Origin of the sequence: Methylobacter sp. sgz302048 (assembly GCF_052162025.1) — a bacterium.
Classification (GTDB): Bacteria; Pseudomonadota; Gammaproteobacteria; order Methylococcales; family Methylomonadaceae; genus Methylobacter.
On record NZ_CP197401.1, the window covers coordinates 1,543,080 to 1,563,755 of the forward strand.

General features: G+C 52.2%; 17 protein-coding genes. 10 read left to right on the plus strand and 7 right to left on the minus strand.

Going from position 1 to position 20,676, the window contains the following annotated elements:
- Positions 1-46: 46 nt before the first annotated feature.
- Positions 47-1,015 (minus strand): integron integrase, encoded by a 969-nt coding sequence (locus ACTNE6_RS07270; RefSeq protein ID WP_442499154.1) that lies wholly within the window; start codon positions 1,013-1,015, stop codon positions 47-49.
- A 218-nt stretch (positions 1,016-1,233) separates the two neighbouring features.
- Between ACTNE6_RS07270 and ACTNE6_RS07275 the strand changes: the two genes are divergently transcribed.
- The 8 genes from ACTNE6_RS07275 to ACTNE6_RS07310 all read left to right on the plus strand — a co-directional run bounded on the left by ACTNE6_RS07275 (position 1,234) and on the right by ACTNE6_RS07310 (position 7,021).
- Positions 1,234-2,526: a HEPN/Toprim-associated domain-containing protein gene (locus ACTNE6_RS07275; protein ID WP_442499155.1), complete on the plus strand. Its 1,293-nt coding sequence runs from the start codon at positions 1,234-1,236 to the stop codon at positions 2,524-2,526.
- Positions 2,527-2,645: 119 nt separating this feature from the next.
- Positions 2,646-3,083, plus strand: a complete 438-nt coding sequence (locus ACTNE6_RS07280; RefSeq protein WP_442499156.1) for a DUF4304 domain-containing protein — start codon at positions 2,646-2,648, stop codon at positions 3,081-3,083.
- Positions 3,084-3,187: 104 nt separating this feature from the next.
- Positions 3,188-3,700 carry a hypothetical protein gene (locus ACTNE6_RS07285; RefSeq protein WP_442499157.1) on the plus strand — a complete coding sequence of 171 codons (513 nt, stop codon included), beginning with the start codon at positions 3,188-3,190 and terminating at the stop codon, positions 3,698-3,700.
- Positions 3,701-3,863: 163 nt separating this feature from the next.
- Entirely contained in the window at positions 3,864-4,460 is a 597-nt protein-coding gene (locus ACTNE6_RS07290; protein WP_442499158.1) for a dihydrofolate reductase family protein, read from the plus strand.
- A gap of 165 nt (positions 4,461-4,625) precedes the next feature.
- Positions 4,626-5,762, plus strand: a complete 1,137-nt coding sequence (locus ACTNE6_RS07295; protein WP_442499159.1) for a methyltransferase — start codon at positions 4,626-4,628, stop codon at positions 5,760-5,762.
- Between the two features lie 151 nt (positions 5,763-5,913).
- Positions 5,914-6,444 (plus strand): hypothetical protein, encoded by a 531-nt coding sequence (locus ACTNE6_RS07300; RefSeq protein ID WP_442499160.1) that lies wholly within the window; start codon positions 5,914-5,916, stop codon positions 6,442-6,444.
- Positions 6,441-6,704, plus strand: a complete 264-nt coding sequence (locus ACTNE6_RS07305) for a hypothetical protein (protein ID WP_442499161.1) — start codon at positions 6,441-6,443, stop codon at positions 6,702-6,704. Before ACTNE6_RS07300 ends, ACTNE6_RS07305 begins: the two co-directional genes overlap by 4 nt.
- Before the next feature lie 32 nt (positions 6,705-6,736).
- Positions 6,737-7,021, plus strand: coding sequence for a hypothetical protein (locus ACTNE6_RS07310; RefSeq protein ID WP_434484943.1), 285 nt, complete (start codon positions 6,737-6,739; stop codon positions 7,019-7,021).
- 468 nt (positions 7,022-7,489) lie between these two features.
- Here the strand turns inward: ACTNE6_RS07310 and pntB are convergent, their stop codons facing one another.
- From pntB to ACTNE6_RS07330, 4 genes are all read right to left on the minus strand, one after another.
- Entirely contained in the window at positions 7,490-8,884 is a 1,395-nt protein-coding gene (pntB, locus tag ACTNE6_RS07315; RefSeq protein WP_442499162.1) for a Re/Si-specific NAD(P)(+) transhydrogenase subunit beta, read from the minus strand.
- A gap of 10 nt (positions 8,885-8,894) precedes the next feature.
- Positions 8,895-10,460, minus strand: a complete 1,566-nt coding sequence (locus ACTNE6_RS07320) for a Re/Si-specific NAD(P)(+) transhydrogenase subunit alpha (RefSeq protein ID WP_442499163.1) — start codon at positions 10,458-10,460, stop codon at positions 8,895-8,897.
- Positions 10,461-10,662: 202 nt separating this feature from the next.
- Positions 10,663-12,918 (minus strand): copper-transporting P-type ATPase, encoded by a 2,256-nt coding sequence (locus tag ACTNE6_RS07325; protein WP_442499164.1) that lies wholly within the window; start codon positions 12,916-12,918, stop codon positions 10,663-10,665.
- 149 nt (positions 12,919-13,067) lie between these two features.
- The gene (locus ACTNE6_RS07330; protein ID WP_442499165.1) at positions 13,068-14,093 is read right to left on the minus strand and encodes a zinc-dependent alcohol dehydrogenase family protein; all 1,026 of its coding nucleotides are present in this window, start codon (positions 14,091-14,093) and stop codon (positions 13,068-13,070) included.
- 143 nt (positions 14,094-14,236) lie between these two features.
- On the opposite strand from ACTNE6_RS07330, the gene ACTNE6_RS07335 reads away from it, so the two are divergent.
- Entirely contained in the window at positions 14,237-15,523 is a 1,287-nt protein-coding gene (locus ACTNE6_RS07335; RefSeq protein ID WP_442499166.1) for a hemolysin family protein, read from the plus strand.
- A gap of 72 nt (positions 15,524-15,595) precedes the next feature.
- Here the strand turns inward: ACTNE6_RS07335 and ACTNE6_RS07340 are convergent, their stop codons facing one another.
- Complete coding sequence (locus ACTNE6_RS07340; protein ID WP_442499167.1) at positions 15,596-18,418, minus strand: transporter substrate-binding domain-containing protein; 2,823 nt, start codon at positions 18,416-18,418, stop codon at positions 15,596-15,598.
- Positions 18,419-19,286: 868 nt separating this feature from the next.
- On the opposite strand from ACTNE6_RS07340, the gene ACTNE6_RS07345 reads away from it, so the two are divergent.
- Entirely contained in the window at positions 19,287-19,523 is a 237-nt protein-coding gene (locus tag ACTNE6_RS07345) for a WGR domain-containing protein (RefSeq protein ID WP_194969882.1), read from the plus strand.
- An 89-nt stretch (positions 19,524-19,612) separates the two neighbouring features.
- Here the strand turns inward: ACTNE6_RS07345 and ACTNE6_RS07350 are convergent, their stop codons facing one another.
- Complete coding sequence (locus ACTNE6_RS07350) at positions 19,613-20,284, minus strand: lysozyme inhibitor LprI family protein (RefSeq protein WP_442499168.1); 672 nt, start codon at positions 20,282-20,284, stop codon at positions 19,613-19,615.
- Positions 20,285-20,676: the final 392 nt, after the last annotated feature.

The following is a 20,676-nucleotide window of genomic DNA, read 5'->3' on the forward strand; positions in this document are numbered from 1 at the left end:
GGATATGAGAGATCGAGTATGAGAAACTCTGGTTCCGCAAGCTTTTTCAATCCGCCTGCCAGAATTGATCCAGCGGGCTGATAACACCTTTGCCGCCCTTGTTCAGCACATGGGTGTAAATCATCGTCGTCGCCACGTCGCTGTGGCCTAGCAGTTCCTGCACCGTGCGAATACCGTAACCGGCCTGCAGCATATGCGTTGCAAAGCTGTGGCGCAACGTGTGCGGCGAAGTCGGCTTGGCAATGCCGGCCGCCAATGCTGCTTTTTTGACATATCGCTGTACCTGTTTTTCCTCGATATGATGGCGGCGCTCCGCCTTGCCGCGAGGATCAATCGAATAATTTTTTGCCGCAAACACGTACTGCCAGCCCCATTCCCTTGAGGCATTGGGATACTTGACAGCCAGCGCGTCCGGCAGCCAGACGTCCACCTTGCCCAGCGCTAAATCCTGCTCATGCCATTGCCGGCGCAACGCCAACTGAGCACGCATCGCATCCAGCAAACTATCCGGCAGCATTGTCACTCTGTCTTTGCCACCCTTGCCATCGCGGACAATAATTTCCCTGCGCGTCAATTCCACATCCTTTACGCGCAGGCGCACCGCCTCCATCAAGCGCATGCCGGTGCCGTACAGCAACTTGATGATTAGACCGATTGGCGGCGGAGCCATTTCGGCCTCCTTCAGCAATGCCTGCACTTCCAAAACCGTCAATACTACCGGCAAACGTCGTGGTTTTTTAGAGCGCTCAAATCCATCCAGCCAAGGGAGTTCCACTGCCAGCACATCACGATAGAGAAACAAAATGGCCGACAATGCCTGACTCTGAGTTAAACTGGAAACATGGCGTTCCGTGGCAAGACAGGTTAAAAATGCCTCCACTTCAGCTGCGCCCATTTCAGTTGGATGTCGCTTGCCGTGGAAGATAATGAATTGTTTAATCCAGGCAATATAGGTATTTTCAGTGCTTAGACTATAGTGTTTGAAACGAATCTTGTCCCGCACCAGGTCCAGCAATTTCTTTGGCTGAGGTAGTGTCGCATTTGTTTACATGGTTTGTCGTATTTGCTTATACTTTAATCAATATTAACAAATAAATAATTTTAATTACGTATGATTATACGACATATTGACTGGATTATTGGACAAGTAATGTCGTATATATTACGTTAGGCATCTTGGGATATATAAAACATGGATAGCAAGACTCAGTTATTATTGGGAAGGTACATAGAATGGGAACTTCCATAGAGCTCTGCGTTGGTAACGTATCCCTTTCGTATTCCAAAAACTTCATGGGCGAAGATTACGGATTCTTGTTTCAGGAAGATGATCTTTTTCGACGCAAGACTGACGCAATAAATTACGATTATTACGAAGAGCATCCCGAAGAAAAGGAGGAGCTTGCTGAAGCTGAGGAGCTTTTCGCAAGAACACTTTCTCGCATCTTGCCTCGTCTTGAGATACTCGGCTTCACTCTTGAAGCTGCCCGCGCCGAATACCAAGCGGCGGTCGCAGAAGCGGAAGATATATCTAGATATGGTGGGATAGAAGAGTCAAAAAAAATATATCTCACGTTTGAAGAATTTTGCAATTTGGCATGCCGCTATCCGCTCGGCGATTTGAAAAGTGGTTATATCGAGTACGAGACGCCAGACCGAGACAAGATTGCTCAGGGGCGGTTTGCCGCTGATATCGACAAATTTGAGCGAATTCCATGGACCGATAATGCTGATTCTTATTGGTCTGAAAGTAGCTTCCTTTCCGCGAGAGTTTGTATTCTGAGTGCGGAATCTATGCTTCAGGTGTTTTCCCTGAATCCGGCCAATTCTGAAGTTGAGGTCACATGGGAGTTTGGTCCTATCGTCCATGCAGGTTGGGTTCAACGTGAAGCATTCCGGCCAGGTGCGCGGCAAAGGCAAAAAGTTCTGATCGCAACCGAGGGCGCATCCGATGCACGCATCATTCGGCGGTCGCTCGATGTTCTACGCCCGGACGTGGCAGATTTTTTCAATTTCGTTGATGTCGATGAACGCCATCATTTCTGGGGTACCGGCAATCTCGTTAAATTTGCAGAGGGGCTTTTGCGAATTGAGGTTCTTAATCAGGTCTTATTCGTTTTCGACAACGACGCAGAGGGCGTTGACGCTTTTCGCAAGCTTGAGAAACTGGAACTACCTGCAAATATGCGAGCGATGCTCTTACCTGATCTTGAGGAATTTAGGACGTTTTCCACTCGCGGCCCGGAGGGCGTAGGCGTTTCTGATATCAATGGACGAGCCGCTGCGATTGAGTGCTATCTTGACCTTCGTTTAGATCAATATCCCGCATCTCAGGTCACTTGGAGCAACTTTAAAAAGGACATCGACGCATGGCATGGAGTGTTGGATTTCAAAGAATCCTATTCAAAGCATTTCTACGATCAGCCCGACGATCTGCTGCGAAACGGTAGCTACGATGTCTCTAAGCTCACGAAATTAATTGATGCGTTGATCAAACAGGCCGGACTGGTAACCTCGGTTATCTGAGGAGCTACCCTTGTTTTACTCGTCGGCGCATTGCAAGTTATTGCCTAACAAGTCGCTCGTGCGGACGCAAACTACGTTGCGCTTCGTATGCGCCGCACAGCTAGGTCGTTAGCAATCCAATGAACGAAGAACGCAAAGAGATGGATAGCGCCCTCAAGGAGGCATTTATTCCCGAGCTACGAAAGCGTGGGTTTAAAGGGAGCATGCCGCACTTCCGACGCATCCTACAGGATCGCGTAGATTATCTGACTATCCAATTTTATAGCGCGGGTGGCGGGTTTGTTGTAGAAATAGCAAAGTCAGGTCCAAACGGCGTTGAGAGTGGATTTGGGAGCGAGCTACCCGTTGAAAAACTAAGTGTCCAGTATTTTGGAAAGCGGCTAAGGCTAGGATCAAGGCCGGAAGAGGGTGTTAGGGATCACTGGTTTGAGTTTGGTCGCAAGTCTTACGAACAGCAAGGGCCAATAAAACCATATGAGCACTACTTAGATGTCGCTAAGTCTGTGGTGCCGTTTTTGGATACACAAGCAGAGAAGTGGTGGAACAATGACTGCTAACAATCGCATGCACTCGGACAGCAAAAAGCGCCGCTCCTTCGTCGCTCTGCTTTTTGCTGCCGGTGATGCGAAGCGTTATGCCTCTTAACTAGCCGAGTTATTGAATGCCAAATCCAGAAATTAAACTAGATATTAAAAAAATTGCATGGGTTATTTTTAACGTTTTTAGGTGGATAGCGCTTGCCGGTCTTGTGTGTGGCTTGGTTGGCCTAATTTTTTCGATCAAGAACAACTATTTTCTCTGGGTAAGCCCGTTACACACCGAAGGAATAGTAATAGGCTATGAAGAAAAGTCGTGGCAAAGTCGTACGAATGGTGCATTTATTACAACGTCAACAAAATTGCCTATTGTGGAATTTCAGGATGCCTCCAACGCCGCCATAAGGTTTACCGATCATGTTGGCTCATCCAATGCGGCTGGGTACAAAAATAAGGTACACGTAATTTATTCAATATATGACCCAAGTAATGCCAGAATTGATAAAGGGTTGCTATTTAATTGGATTGATACTTACATCTGGCTATTTCTAACATTTTGTGGCTTATTGGGAATAGTTCGTTTATCAAAAGGCAATATCGCCATCATGCTGAGAAAACTGGATAGCAAAAATGCATAACCGATCGGTCAAGCAGGACGTGCTACCGCGCGCTTCTTACCTCAAACGTTGGGCGTCGAAACACTGCCGCTGGCCGTTGCCCTCAAGTTGACTCTTAACGAACAGCGACCGTAAACCTATTGCAATAACAAGACAGTAATCCAGATGTTGGAGGAACTCAGTTATGAGAAGAGTTATTGTGCTTGAACACATCTCCCTTGATGGAGTCATACAAGCCCCAGGCGGGCCAGACGAAGATACCGTTGGCGGCTTCGCTTATGGCGGTTGGATAGCGCCATATTCCGACCCGATTCTTGGAACGGCCCTGGGAAGTCAGATGAACAAGCCGTTCGACCTGTTGTTAAGACGCAAAACCTATGACATTTGGGCGCCGTACTGGCCGCAACATGCGGACATATGGCCGGGTGTCAACGCGGCGACCAAGTACGTTGCCTCGAATACCATGACGTCTGGTGAATGGCAACCATCCGTGTTTTTAAACGGAGATGTTGCAGAAAAAGTCGCCGGACTCAAGCGACAGCCAGGGCCGAATTTGCACGTTTGGGGAAGCGGTAATCTCATTCAGACGCTTATCAAGCATGATTTGGTCGATGCGTTCTGGCTGATGATATATCCAATAACACTGGGTATCGGAAAACGGTTGTTTGCCGACGGTACGATTCCGGTAGCTTACAAGGTGACGGAAAGCAAAGTCACATCGAAGGGCGTCATTGTTGTAAATTACGAGCGTGCTGGCGCAATCACAACCGGAAGTTTATGAACACTCATAGCATGCGAAATGGGGCTGCATATGACACCCAACCCTTCGGTCGGGAGGGACGCTGCGCGGCGATGCCGCTTGCGCCTCTCACTTTTACGTTAGGCATAATCACTGATTAGCCACTAATCAGGTTATAGTGTTAGAAATACATCTAAGATGGGTAACATGAAAAAACTAGCCACAAACACATTCCGCGTTAAGCTATTCAATAAATTGATGGGCTTTGCCAGTGCGCTTCAAAACATACCTGCGAAGATAACGCCACCGCCCTTCAGACTCATGCAAATTGGCTCGCTGTTCTGGCAGTCCCGTGCATTGTATGTGGCAGTTAAGCTCGAATTGGCTGATGTGCTTGGCGACACCGAGAAAAGCACACAGGAAATCGCCATGGTTTTACAGCTTCATGAAGACCATCTCTACCGATTGATGAGGATGTTGGGTTCAATGGGTATTTTCGATGAAACTGCCCCGCGCGTGTTCAAAAACTCCAAAACATCGGCGTTTCTGCGTCAAGATAACCCCAAAAACGTGCGTGCCATGATCTTGATGCATAACTCACCGGAAATGACTAAACCGTGGATGGAATCTTTGGAGGAAAGTATCCGTGACGGCGGCGTGCCATTCGCCAAAGTATATGGTGTTGATGTATTTAGCTATATGGATCAGCACAAAAACTTTGATTTACTGTTCTCTCAAGCAATGGACACGGTAGAAAACCTCACCGGTAACTTATTTTTGGAAGATTTTAATTGGGGGCAGTTTGACCGTATTATTGATGTCGGCGGTTCCAAAGGCAGCAAAGCCTTATCCATTCTTAAGTCTCACCCCAACCTAAAAGCCATTGTGTTTGACAGGCCACAAATTATCGAAGCCGCCAAAACCCATTGGCAGGGCAAAATAGCCGCCGATATACTTGCGCGAATTGATTTTCAGGGCGGCAATATGTTTGAGTCCCTGCCAACCGCCGCCTCAGATAATGACCTCTTCGTATTTGCTGCCATATTTCATTGTTTAAGTGACGAAGAATGCACAACCGTATTAAGCAACCTGAAAACAGCGGTTGGTAATACCCAATCATCTGTACTTTTTGCTGATGCCGTTGCTGAGGAAATCCATATTAATCCAACAATAGCCGCTTTCGATATGCAAATGTTGATTGGCACAACGGGGCGTGAGCGTACACCGAGCGAGTGGAAACAATTGCTGGAAAACGCTGGATTTGAAATTATGGAGATCATGAATGTGAGAACTTTTGCCAAATTCATTATCGCCAAACCATTCCAGTCCGGTCCTCATGCCTAACATGGCGCTCAAGCGGGACGCGCCTTTTCGGGGCAGTTTTGAAGGTTTGCTGTTTTTCCGGCTTCGGCGGCTTTGCTGATCGCCCGTGAGAGGCGCGCCCCTTAGCTCTACGTTATAACTAAGCGAACATGTTTCAAGGAAGGAGATTGGAATGGCAAACTTACCCAGACTAAAAATGGTTAGTGATAGAAAGAAAAGCATAATTGATGATTCACCGGCTATTTTTGAGGTTGTGGACAACCCAAACGCAGTAAATGCCGCGCCTTTTTACGAGATAGAAGAGGCAAGCGAGATTGGCAAATGGTGCGGCATTATCATTCATCTCTCTCAAAAGCATGGTGTAGACTCTCGGTTAGTCGAGGCAATTATGTATATGGAAACTACACATGGCTGGTATGACATGTTTTATCCAATGCGGAAAACTATTCTGCTGATGAACCTGCATTACAAATATTGGCGGGAGTTAGGTGTAACCAAAGAAAACTTAGGCTGTCCATTTTACAACATAGAATTTGGCGTAATACTGCTCGCGCGTATTCAGGCAAGGATAGAACAGCCTACTATTGCTAAGATTGCCACTATTTATAATTTCTTAGGCGCGGAAAAGGTAAATGATTATGGTGCTCGTGTAGCAAAATTATATATCACCAGACCTTGGTCTAAGGAGGGCTGCACAAGATGAAAACAGTTTTATCAGGTTTATTTGCGGTATCCTTCCTTGTCGCTTTTGTCCCGCTTTACGTCGGCATACAGCACAATTCAATGGGTGAATTTTGCAAAAACGATGATTTAGACCTTTGCTCTTTTGACTATTTTTATGCCTTCGGTATTTGGACTTCATGGTTTGCTATTATTTTCGGTTCTTTAATAGGAATTTCGGTTGTTGTCCGCTTATGTATTGTTGGGCATAAGGTTATAACGAATAAAACCAGCGGACGCTAAATGCGCCGCTGATTTTAGCGCTAGGTAAAGCTATGGAATCTGAATCTTTCGAGGGATGGGGCTTGGTTATTGCCTTGGCCTTTTTCGGTGGAGCTTTTCCCATGTGGTTCGGCTTCTCAAGCCGAGTATCATTTTTTATAGTGGTCGCTTTAGTTGTCATTCCATCACTTATATATTTCCTTTTTTATTTCAATACCCTTGGTGTTTCCGCAAAAGGCATGTGGCCTATAGGGCTTGCCTTCCAGTTTATTCAATCTGCTTTTATCGCCGCACTTGGCAGCGGGCTAGCATCATGGATAAAACATTTCACCAAATAATTTCGCTCAGCCTCCTATGTCACATTTCAAATGTGCCTAACATGCAGGTCAAAAGGACGTTCCGACCGTTGCGATTTTACAGTTCAGGTTTACAATCAAGGTCAGTGGCTTGGCCTAGCACGTAGGAAGCGCTGAGGAATGAAGCGCATCAATCGTATAGGCTAACCCAGCGGTCAAAGGGATGTGTCGCCTTAATGTAGTTTTGATAAGGTTGCTTTTGAATCAGGTTTGATGGCTTCGTTAACTTTTCAATGGCAGCGCTCCTTTAAGAATGGGAATAAAGTAACTTTCTCAAGTACGCGGAGCATTTCCCAGTGTAAGCACGGATTGATCCGCACAGTGCGAATAAATTCGCACCTACCATTTTCTGATTTATTCTCGGCTCATTCCTTAAGAACAGAATAACGGTCGGAATGTGGGAAATAAGGCTCAAGCAATACCGTTTTCACCCTGAGCCTTATGCTTCGATCACCCCTGCAACGCCTTCAACACCGCCTGCATCGTCTCATTGGCATCGCCGAACAGCATGCGCGTGTTTTCCAGCACGAACAACGGATTGCCGACGCCGGCATAGCCCGATGCCATGCTGCGCTTGAGCGCGACCGTGGCGCCGCCTTTCCAGCATTCCAGCACCGGCATGCCGGCGATCGGGCTGTTCGGGTCATCGAGCGCCGACGGGTTGACGATGTCGTTGGCGCCGATCACGATCGTGACGTCGACGTTGGGGAAATCCTCATTGATTTCATCCATTTCATACACGATGTCGTAAGGCACCTTGGCCTCGGCCAGCAATACGTTCATGTGCCCGGGCATGCGCCCTGCCACCGGATGGATGCCGAAGCGGACTTTCTTGCCTTTTTCCCGGAGCAGCTTGGTGATTTCATTGACCGTGTGCTGGGCCTGCGCCACCGCCATGCCGTAGCCGGGGATGATCATGATGTTCTTGGCGGCCAGCAGCAATTGAGCGGTTTCTTCGGCATCGATAGGGTAGACCTCGCCTTCAACGGCCGCAGCCTCGCCCGTGCCGGTACCGAAACCGCCTGCGATGACGCTGATGAAATTGCGGTTCATGGCGCGGCACATGATGTAACTGAGGATGGCGCCGCTGCTGCCGACCAGGGCGCCGGTCACGATCAGCAAATCGTTGCTGAGCATGAATCCCGTGGCCGCGGCGGCCCATCCGGAGTAGCTGTTCAGCATCGATACGACGACGGGCATGTCGGCCCCGCCGATGGCCATGACCATGTGCACGCCGAAAACCAGCGCGATGAACGTCATGATTAACAGCGGGTAGAGGCCGCCGCCGGTTTTGGTCTGTTCCAGAAACACCTGGCCCAAACCGATGACGAAAATCAACAGGCCCAGATTCAACCAATGCCTTAACGGTATCAGGACCGGCTTGCCGTTGATTTTGCCGCTGAGCTTGCCGAAGGCGATTACCGAGCCCGAGAAGGTAACGGCGCCGATTAAAATGCCGATGTAAATTTCCAGCTCATGGATCGTTTTTTCGGCACCCACGAGCGTGGAGCCGGTTTCCATGAAGTTGGCGTAACCGACCAGCACTGCGGCCATGCCGACCAGGCTGTGCATGATGGCGACCAGTTCGGGCATTTGCGTCATTTCAACCTTTAAGGCCGCCACAGCACCGATCGCGCCGCCGATCAGCAAAGCCAGGATCAAAACGACGTAGGCGTTAACCGCACCGTTTAGCGTTAAAGCAGTAGCGATGATGGCGATGGCCATGCCGATCATGCCGTAATAATTGCCGCGCCGGGCGGTTTCCTGATGGCTTAAGCCGCTCAGGCTCAAAATGAACAGAATCGTGGCGGCCAGATAAGACATCGTAATTAAGCTTTGAGACATCTTCTTCCCCTTATTTTCTGAACATTTCAAGCATGCGGCGCGTGACTAAAAAGCCGCCGGCAATATTGATGGATGCGATGAGTATGGCCAGGCCGGCCAGAATCATGGCGATTTTTCCCGGCGCCGAAATCTGCACCAGCGCGCCGATCACGATGATGCCGCTGATGGCATTGGTCACGCTCATCAATGGCGTGTGCAGCGCCGGTGTCACGTTCCAGATCACCTGATAGCCGATGAAACAGGCCAGCACGAAGACGGTAAAATGCGACATGAAAGAAGCCGGCGCGACAGCGCCGATGCCAAACAGGGCAAGTCCGCCGATAACCAGCGGTATAAAGGGCTTGATGCCATCGGGGATGGCGTGTTTTTTTTCTTGTGCCTGGACGGCGGGGTAGGCGGGGGCTTCTGTTTGCGGGGGAGGGGCGACCGATAATTTGGGCGGTGGCGGCGGCCAGGTTATCTTGCCTTCCTTGATGACCGTCGCGCCGCGTATCACTTTATCGTCCATGTTGACGTTGAGCACCCCGTTCTTTTCGGGGCACAGCTCCGTCAATAAGTGTCTGAGATTGGTGGCGTACAGTTGACTGGACTGGTTGGCCAGACGGCTGGGCAGATTGGTATAGCCGATAATCGTGACGCCGTGCCTGACTACGACTTTATCCTTCTCGGTCAGGGCGCAGTTGCCGCCTTGCTCGGCCGCCAGATCGACGATGACGCTGCCCGGCTTCATCGATTCGACCATGCCTTGCGTGATCAGCTCGGGCGCAGGCTTGCCGGGGATTAGGGCGGTTGTGATGATGATGTCGACTTCCATGGCCTGGCGCGCGAACAGCGCCATCTCGGCTTCAATGAACTCCTTGGACATGGTTTTGGCATAACCGCCGGTTCCGGCGCCTTCTTCCTTGAAATCCAGCATTAGGAACTCGGCATCCATGCTTTCAATCTGCTCCTTGACTTCAGGCCGCGTGTCGAAAGCTCTGACAATCGCGCCCATGCCCTTGGCCGCGCCGATGGCGGCAAGCCCTGCGACGCCGGCGCCGATGACCAGTACTTTGGCGGGAGGGATTTTGCCGGCGGCGGTAATCTGGCCGGTAAAGAACCGGCCGAAATGCTGCGCGGCCTCAATGACGGCCCTGTAGCCGGCGATATTGGCCATGGAACTGAGCGCATCGAGTTTCTGCGCCCGAGATATGCGAGGCACGCTATCCATAGCCAGCACGGTCGCGCCTTTGGCGGCCAGTTTCTGCATTAGGTCTTCATTTTGCGCCGGCCAGATGAAGCTGATCAGATGGCCGCCTTCAGGCAGCAGTTCAACTTCATCAATGGCGAGTTCAGGATGGCGTTCTGGCGGCCTGACTTTCATGATGATGTCGGCGTCATTCCATAGCGTTTTGGCCGATTTGACGATTTGGACACCAACTTCTTTATAAGCCTCATCAGAGATATCGGCGCCGGCCCCGGCACCGCTTTCCACACTGACTTCGAAGCCCATTTTAATGATTTTTTCAGCGGCTTCAGGCGTTGTAGCTACACGTTTTTCACCTTCATGGATCTCTCTGGGTATACCGATCTTCATACAGTCCCCTTTGTTGTTTGAGTTATTTAGGAGTAATTGAATAGCAAGATTTTGAATAACAATCGAAACCTTATTGTTGAGCATAGGAGATTGAGGCCGGTTTTTCAATAAAAAATACAACGCCTATTATCGGCTGCCAGCTTCCGGAGTCATGTGCCCGGGATCGCAGGATTCGTAATTGCAGGAGACGGGCAAGGGCTTTTTACAATTTCACGTTGCGCAGCCTGAGGGCATTGCCAATCACAGACACTGAGCTAAAGCTCATGGCGGCGGCTGCAATCATCGGGCTGAGCAGCAGGTCGAAGAACGGATACAGGACGCCGGCGGCAATCGGAATGCCGGCAAAATTGTAAATAAAAGCAAAGAACAGGTTCTGTTTGATATTGGCCATCGTGTGCCGGCTCAGCCGCCAAGCGCGGGCTATGCCTCGCAGGTCGCCTTTGACGAGCGTCACGCCGGCGCTTTCCATGGCAACGTCCGTGCCCGTGCCCATCGCGATGCCGACATGCGCCTGAGCCAGCGCCGGCGCATCGTTGATGCCGTCGCCGGCCATGGCCACAATACGGCCTTCGCCTTGCAGGCGCTTGATGATGTCGGTCTTCTGGTCGGGCAGGGTTTCGGCCATGACCTCGTCAATGCCCAGCTTTCTTGCGACGGCCTGGGCGGTGGTCCGGCTGTCGCCTGTGAGCATGACGATGCGGATGTGCTCGCTATGCAGAGATCGGATGGCTTCGGGCGTGCTGTTCTTGATCGGGTCGGCCACGCCGACGACTCCTGCCGGCTTGCCGTCGACCGAAACAAGCATGACGGTCTGGCCGTCGCCGCGCAGTTCTTCGGCTCGGGCTGCGAGTCGGCCCGGATCGATGCCCAGGCTGTCCATCAGGGCGCGGTTGCCAAGCGCAACTTCCCGGCCATCGACACGGCCCTTGACACCCTGGCCGGTGATCGACTCGAAATCTTCGGCATGGGCCAGATCAATACCTCGCTGTTGAGCGCCTTTAACTATGGCTTCGGCCAGCGGATGCTCGCTGCCGCGTTCGATGCTGGCGGCGAAGCGCAGGAGATCGTTTTCTTGAATACCATCGGCAGCCGTGACAGTGACGAGTTTCGGCTTTCCTTCGGTCAATGTCCCGGTCTTATCCACGACCAGCGTGTCAATCTTGCGCATCAGTTCGATGGCTTCGGCGTTCCTGAATAATATGCCGGCGCCGGCGCCTTTGCCTGTCGCCACCATGATGGACATGGGCGTTGCCAGGCCAAGGGCGCACGGGCAGGCAATGATCAGCACGGCGATGGCGTTGATGAGCGCATAAGCCATGCGCGGCTCGGGCCCGGCAAGAGACCAGACGATAAACGTGACAATCGCGATAACCACTACGATGGGAACGAAATAACCGGCGATGATGTCGGCCAGCTTCTGGATCGGCGCGCGGGTGCGTTGCGCCTCGGCCACCATCGCCACGATACGCGACAGCAGCGTCTCGGCGCCGACTTTTTCGGCGCGCATGACCAGACTGCCGGTGCTGTTGATGGTCGAACCAATGACGCGGTCGCCTTCGTGCTTTTCGGCCGGGATCGGCTCGCCGGTGACCATCGACTCATCCACCGAGCTGGCGCCTTCCAGCACGACGCCGTCCACGGGTATTTTCTCGCCCGGCCGCACGCGCAGCCTGTCACCGATTTGCACCGCATCCAGCGGAACATCAATCTCGGCGCCGTCGTCGCTCAGACGGCGCGCCGTTTTGGCCTGCATGCCGAGCAGTTGCTTGACGGCCTGGCTCGTCCGGCTGCGGGCACGCAGCTCGATGACCTGGCCGAGCAGGATAAGGGTCACGATCACGGCGGCGGCCTCGAAGTAGACGCCAACCTCGCCGTTTTCGCGAAACGAGGCAGGAAAAATATCGGGAAACAGCGCCGCGATCAGACTATAGAAATAGGCCACGCTCACGCCGAGCCCGATCAGCGTAAACATGTTGAGGCTGCGGTTTTTTACCGATTGCATGGCGCGGACGTAAAAAGGCCATGCCGACCACAGGCAGACAGGCGTCGCCAGCGCGAGCTCGATAAGCATGCGGGTACGCTGCGAAAATAGCTGCGAGACAGGCCGCCCGGGCAGCATATCGCCCATGGCGACAAGGACCAACGGCACGGTCAGCACGGCGGCAAACCAGAACCGGCGGCTCATGTCCGTCAGTTCGGGATTCTGTTCAGCCTGCTCGGCCTCAAAGGCTTTGGGCTCAAGCGCCATGCCGCAGATCGGGCAGTTTCCCGGTTCGTTGCGGACGATCTCAGGGTGCATCGGGCAAACCCATTCCGTCCGGGAGGCGGGGAAGGGCGCCTCGACAGGCTCAAGCGCCATGCCGCACTTCGGGCAGCTTCCTGGATGGGCCGACTGCACTTCGGGATGCATGGGACAGGTGTAAGTGGTTGTCGCTATGCTGCTGTCGACTCTTGGCATGACTGTGTCCTTATCGTGAGTTAAAGTTTTACAATTGAAAATTTAAGCTCTGTAGGATATGCATCGCATACCATTTTCAGCGTTTGCCGATTCATTGCGACTTTGGTAAAGGTACTCAATGCGTACCCTACGGCAGCTTATAAAAGTTATCAATCAATTTTTAGGACCTTGGCGCCGCGGATTCTTCCCGTTTTCAGCTCGATCAAGGCTTCGTTCGCCTGTTCCAGGGCAAAGACCTGAATCTCGGGATTCAAGTTTATTTCAGCGGCCAGGCTCAGGAATTCCTGTACATCAGTTCGGGTAATGTTGGCGACACTCTTGATTTCTTTTTCCTGCCAGAGATGCTGCGGATAATCCAGTTGCAGCAAGCTCTGCTTGTCGTCTTCCTTGCGGATCGCGTTTATCACGAGCCGTCCGCCCGGCTCCAGGTTTGCCAATGCTTCCACGACGGGCTGCCAGGCCGGTGTCGTGTCAATGATGCTGTCCAGCTTTCTGGGCGCCCGATCAACAGTTTCGCCGGCCCACACGGCCCCCAGTTCCAGTGCGAACGCGCGTTCTTCGGCGCTTCTGGCAAACACGAACACCTCGGTATTCGGATAACGGTGCTTCGCCATTTTCAGGACCAGATGGCCGGACGCGCCAAATCCGGTCAGGCCCAAACGCTGTCCGTCTTTGATTCCTGTCAGTCGTAAGGACCGGTAGCCGATAGCGCCGGCGCACAGCAAGGGGGCGGCCTGCAGGTCGGAAAAAGCTTCGGGAATCCGATAAGCGAAATTCTCGCTCACGGTCATGTATTGCGCATAGCCGCCATTGGCATCGCGGCCGGTGGCCTCGAAGACCGGGCACAGATTCTCATGACCGCTCAAGCAGAACTTGCATGTCCCGCAAGCGGAAAAAATCCAGGCGACACCGACCCGGTCGCCCTCTTTGATGCGCTTGACCTTGCTGCCAATTGCTTCAACGCGGCCCACGACTTGATGCCCCGGGATAATAGGCAAATGCGGCGGCGGTGTTCTGCCTTCGATTTCATCGAGTTCGGTGTGGCAAATGCCGCAGACAGAAACCTTGAGCAGAATTTCTCTGTCACCGGGTTCGGGAACGGGAAGGTCTGCCCATTCAAGCGGCGCCTGATTGTCTTTTAAATCGCAGAGCTGTCTTAATAGCATCGCTTTCATGAAATTGCCTTTATAAATTATTTAGTTATTTGATTCGAAAGGTTATTTTCCCGGCAGTTCCACCATTAACATCCGATTATGTGATATCATCCAGTTAATTTAACTACTCAGCCGCGCCGGTAACGGTAAGAGCGGCAGACATAATGGACATTGGTCTAATCCTTATTTTGATTCTTATCAATGGCGTTTTCGCAATGTCGGAAATGTCGGTTGTTTCTTCCAGAAAAGCCCGCCTGCAGAAGTTGGCTTCCGAGCGTCGGCCCGGCGCCAATGCGGCGCTCAAACTGCATGAAGAGCCTTCTCATTTTCTGTCTACCATTCAGGTAGGCATTACATCTGTCGGTATTTTGAGCGGCGCCTTGGGTGAAGATGCGCTGAAAACGCCTATTCATGAGCAGCTTTTGAAAATTCCGATGCTCGCGCCTTACGCCGAAGGCATTGCCCTGACAATGACAGTGGTTTTAATCACTTATTTTTCCGTGGTGATCGGCGAGCTTTTCCCCAAAAGACTGGCTTTACTGCATTCGGAAAACATCGCGGTTGTTATCGCCCGTCCGATGAGAGGTTTGGCCAAAATTGCCAGCCCATTGGTCTGGCTGCTGTCTTCTTCCGGAAACCTGCTGCTTCGCATCGTAGGCGCTCACCGTCCTCGAGAGGCCTCAGTCACCAATGAAGAGATCAAGCTGCTAATGGAAATGGGCTCCGAAGCCGGCGTTTTCCATGCCAGCGAAGAAAGGCTGGTTGCCAATGTGCTGAGACTGGACGAACTGCGCGTCGGCGCGATTATGACGCCGCGCAAAGAGATTATCGCCATCGATTTGATGGCTCCGGAGGATGAGATTAAGCGGAAAATCGCCGATTGCCGGTGTACGCGCTTAGTGGTTTGCCGGGATGGCCTGGAAAACGTACTGGGCATTCTGCACCGCGGCGATTTATTGAAGTCGATGATGGAGGGCGTGTTTGATATTGAGAAAACAGTGCGTCCGGCGCTCTACGTTCCCGATTCCATAACGCTTACGCATCTTCTGGAGCTTTTTCGGGAAGAGCATGCCGATTTTGCCTTGATTGTCGATGAATACGGCGAAATGGAGGGCCTTGTGGCGCTCAGCGACGTCTTGACGGCCATCGTCGGCGATTTTCCCACTGAGGAGTCCGAGCTCGAACCTGATGTCGTCCAGCGGGATGACGGTTCATGGCTCATTGACGGCGGCGTGTCGATAGCGAAGCTGAAGTCGGTCCTTGATATGGACATCGAATTCCCTGGCGAGACTGACAATGTCTACAATACTATCGGGGGATTCATTCTGTTCCATCTGGAAAGAGTTCCGCACGTGGCGGACAGCTTTGAGTACGATGACTGGCGTTTTGAAGTGGTGGATATCGACGGAACGCGGATTGATAAGGTTTTGATCAGTTCCGTAAATCAATAGGCCGATTTCGATCGCTTTTTCGTCAAAAATTAAGAGTAGTAATGATCTTCAAGGATTGAAGATCATTATGGATTAGTGGGCTATAGCACTGGGCTGCCGCGCCAAGGCGCACAGCAGTTCGTCAAAGTCGACCGGTTTAGTCAGATAGCTGTTGAAGCCGGCAGTCCTCGCCGTTTCACGATCCACTTCCCGTCCGTAACCGCTCAGGGCGATCAGATGCATCCTTTTCAGGGCGGGATCTTGCCTGAGCGTCCGTGCCACCGCGTAGCCATCCATGCCGGGCAGGCCGATGTCGAGTAGTGCGACCTGCGGTCGTTCAGCCTGTGCAATTTCCAATGCCGTGTAGCCGTCATAGGCCAGCAATACCTCGTGCCCTTCACTGGTCAGCAGCACAGACAGACTCTGGGCGGCATCGCGGTTGTCGTCGACTACCAGAATGCGGCGCGGGCCTTCATCCGGCTTGGCGCCTGTCTGACAGGAAATAGGCGCGACCGTTGATGTCCGCAGGCAAGGGAGATGAATGGCGAATTCACTGCCTTTGCCCCGGCCTTCGCTGCTGGCCCACACCTCACCGCCGTGCATCGCCACCAGGCTTTTGACGAGCGCAAGCCCAATGCCCAAACCGCCCTCGGCGCGGTCAATGGTGCGGTCCACCTGGTAGAACAATTGAAACAGGCTGGGCAGTGCCGAAGGCTCGATGCCCCGGCCGTTGTCTCGGACGCGGATGAATACTTCACCGTCCGCTGGCTCAACGGCCAGATTGATGCGGCCGCCTTCGTCAGTGTACTTGGCGGCATTGTTGAGCAGGTTCGACACGACTTGCGACAGCCGGACCAGATCGCCTTCGACATAGACCGGTTCAGGCGGCAGCTGTACCGTGAATTCATGACGGCGCGCATCGATTAGCGGTTGGCTGGTTTCTATTGCCCGCTGCACGATAGTCGACACTTCAAGAATTTCTTTCTTGAGCTCGATCTTGCCGCGGCTGATGCGCGAGACATCCAGCAGGTCGTCCACCAGCCGGACCAAGTGCTCGACCTGGCGATTAATAACGTCTCGGCACCAGGCGAAGCGTGTTTCGTCCACGCTAGAGCGCTTCATGATTTGCACGGCGTTGCTGATCGGCGCCAGCGGATTGCGCAGCTCGTGGGCCAGCATGGCCAGGAATTCATCCTTGCGGCGGTCGATCTCTTTCAGAGCCTCTTCGGCTCGTTTGCGCTCGCTGATATCAAGCGCATGGACTACGATTCCGCGCACCTGTCCTTCGGCATCGACGTCCGGGGCGTATGTCGTATGGACCCAGCGGCCTTCATTGAGGTAAGGGGCCTGAAGCTCGAAATCGACTATTTCGCCGGCCAGAGCCCGCTCGAGGTAGGGGCTGAGAGTCTGCCAGGCGGGTTCGCCAAGAATATCGCGCACATGGCGGCCATACATCTGTTCAGGGTTATAGCCGAGCCACAGTTCGTAATTCTTGTTAGCGCGACGGTATCGGCATTCCTTGTCGATATAAGACATCAGCGCCGGCGAATTATCCATGCTCACCCGCAGCAGATCGCGGGCCTGTACGGCTTCCTGCCTCGCTGCCTCCAGTTCGGCCGTACGTTCGGCCACGCGCTGCTCCAGCGATGCGTTGGCTTCGCGTAGCGCCTGTTTGGCCCGCTTCATTTCAGTAATGTCGATGCCAACTTCCAGGATCATCGGCGAGCCGTCGGTATCGGCGAAAGGAAAGTCATGGATTTCGTAAACATGGCCATCCGGGCCGGTCCAGCGCCACTCCAGCGGCGCATGGGTTTTCATTACCTTGAAGGTTTCGCATTTTTCGCAGGGCTCGTAGCGGTTGAACAAATATTCATAGCAGGCCCGCCCGCGGGCATCGCCGTAGCGCTGTTCGAAAAAACGGTTGGCGAAGGCTACCTTGTAATCCTGCGTCAGTAGCACCACGTAAGCCGGAAGCGCCTGCAACACATCATGCAGCCGCTGACGTTCGGCTTGTACGGCTGTATAGGCTTGAGCCAGCTCGGCAGTGCGCAATGCCACCTGGCGGCGCAGTTGCCAGGTCCACAGACCCAGAAGCGCTAAAAGGCCGATAACGCTCCCGGCGCCCCAAACAGCATACTTGACCGGAAACGAAAAGGACTTGTCGATATCGAGCCATTTTCTGTAGAGACGGTCGTACTCCCCGTTGGCTTTGATGATGGCTAGGCCCTGATTGAGGCGGTCACGCAGTTCAGTGTCGCCTTTGCGCACGGCGAAGCAGAATTCCCGCCGATATTCCTTGAGCAGCGGTCCGGGAGTGACTATCTTTTCCAGACCGATTTTATGCAGCAGCACATTGCCTTGCAGCAGCGGCGCCAGCACTGCGTCATGCTGGCCTGAGGCCAGCAGACGAAAGCCGTCGGCCAGACTATCGACGAGCACCAGTTGCTGGTTAAAACCGCGGTTGGCAAGCGCATCGTGAGAGGCATCCGAGCGCACGACGATAATGCTCAGGCCTCGGGCCTGCTCGATAAACTTGATGGGGGCATCTTCCTTGCGAATAAAAAAGGTATCATAGCCGATCGTGTGCGGTTCGGTGAATTCCGCTTGGCCTTCGCGTTCCGGCATGCGCGCTACCAGCGGCAGGGCCTCTATCTGGCCCGTTTTCAGTTTTTGCCAGACCGTATCCCAGTTGCCTGGCTCGAAAGTGACGGGAATATCCATGGCTGCTGCAACCTTGGCAAACAGCTCGACAGAGAAACCGGTCGATTGGCCCTGAGCATCAATATCGGCATAGGGCGGAAAGCTGATTTCGGAACCAACGCGCAGGGATTGCTTTTGCCCGGCGCCTGCGAGACTGGGCAGGCCCAGGATGGCAAAAGTTAGTATGAGCGCAAATAGTCTGATCTGGAACTTCATGCGGGGAAACATTTCCTGTCGGGCTTAAATGCTGGCAAGCTGTAAGGTTGGCTAGAAAATAGAGCAGAGAGGGCAACGTCTATTGTAAGGCTGGGTAATGTTTTCAAAATCGATGCCTCATGATTGGCTCAAAAGTAATAGCCGCCTAAAAAATATACAAATTAGCATAACCGCTGCAATGGTCCAAAGTCATGTGCATTTATGGGAGAGCATCTGCCGGCGGTAGCTGTTATGGCGTTAATGTAATTGCGGCTTATTAACCTACTTTTTTAGTCAGGATATTTAATTACTGACTCTATTGCAAGTTTGTTTTTGACTGGATAAGGCTGATTTTCTGATCATTGATCAAAGCAAAAAAGGAGAGGGGATAGAGTAACTGACGCTACACGGCAGATCCAAATGCGCCTGGCGCGCCTGCCATTGGATTCGCCCCCAGGCAAAACTAAAACAGCACAGAGATCGATTCGTGCGTAACGTCAGAGCGTAATCCAACAATGCTGATTGGCCGGCATTACGTTGGCTCAGGGCTTTGGGCAACGGCATAAAAGGCATTTTGTATTGGTATGTCGGTTATGAATAAAAGACAGGCCAGGCAAGGTCGCCCGAGTCCATCAGGCTGATAGATAGTGCCGCGCTCCCCGCTAATCATAAAGGATCAAGGTGTTTGCTTTTTTCATGGCGCATTCTTTCACTACACATTTGCTGCAGAATGGTTATGATATGCCCCCGCAAGAACATCGGGCGGAACAAACTATAATCGAGTTTTAAAATTACTGAGACTGCCGGAGGGCTGGTTTTTTGCTATGAATGCGGGAAAAAGCGACACTACGGCCTGTAAAAAGCATTTTCAATTGAAGGCGATATTGAAATGAATCGCATTTATCTGGTTCGAAGCGAGGCGGACAAAAACATGAACCAGTTTTATCAACTGATCATCATGCCGGGACTGTTCGGCGACTGGTCATTGATCCGCGAATGGGGCCGTGTCGGCTCACCGGGCACCGTACGCAAGGATTGGTTCGATACCGAAGAAGAGGCCGTCAATGCCGCGCAGCGCCTGTGCCAGAGCAAGCAGAAAGGCGGCTATCGTTATCATTCCCTGTGAAATTGGCTGTATCGGCCGGAAGGGAAACGGCTCCATTATTCCATTGGCTGGGCCGGGTGGTATGCATTGGCGCGGGAGTCGCAAGTTTTTTATCGTACTTCGTAAATGTAAACGCACTTTCCGGGATCGAAAGATTGTTTTCCCGCCGCGTCTGTGACGGCGCTCCCTTTGGCAGTGTATGAAGCGTTCTTATTCGCAGCCAATTGAATGAGCCGCTGCACAGAGTCTCCATCAGCCGCCATAAGCAGAATAACCGGGTAGGATTCGCCTGTTTCTGTCCGGATTGAAACGCCGTCGCCTTTGTCGATTCCGTTTATCAGCGCACCCGATACTGCAAAGGGTTTTTCCTTTGCTGTTCGCGGTGCGACTGTTGTGTCAGGCGCCGGAGGGACAATCCAGGCCAGGCTCTTCCGAACCGGCAGGTCCATATTTTTGATCGCAGTCACGCCGGGCTGCAAAAGGTCAAGTTCTCCAAGACGTTCAATATAGGCCTGTTTCAAACAGGCGAAATCCCCGCACGCATTGCGCACGCTCTTCAGCCATTGAAGCTGATCGGTCTTGAGGCAGGCCGAGCCTTCTCCCAGTTCCTGCATCGCTGCGTGATAATAACGTCCAAGATATTCATCAAGCTCGGATAATTCGGAATTCGAGCAAATCAGGCTTTCAGGATGGCTCTTGGCTTTGCTGCAATCAAAACTCGCAGCCGAGCTGATGCCGGTGAGGAAAATATAAATAATTCCTCCAATCAATATTCGAAGCATGTTGTTTTTCCTGATTGATAAGCTGGCGATATGGACGGCAGATACGCCACGAGTGCCCAGCGCTCATATTCAATATTGTGACTTCAAGCTCAGACTCATAATTTAAGCCTTCTATAATACAACGCTTATAAAACGCCTTCTTGCCTATCAAGAATGTTTGTACTCATGACCCTGGATTGATGAGTCAGCAGCAGTTTTAGCTATATGAAGATCGACAAACCGGCCAACCATATCGGTTATCGCAACTGATGAAAACAACGGCTTACCAGAAAAAGGGCTGATTGAAGAAGTATGGAAATAACAAAAGTAGCCAATTGCCGGATATAAAAAAGCCCCCTTAAGTTTTACTTTGCGAGGGCTTTGGGCGCCTGGAAGCGCTGCCTACGGAAAAC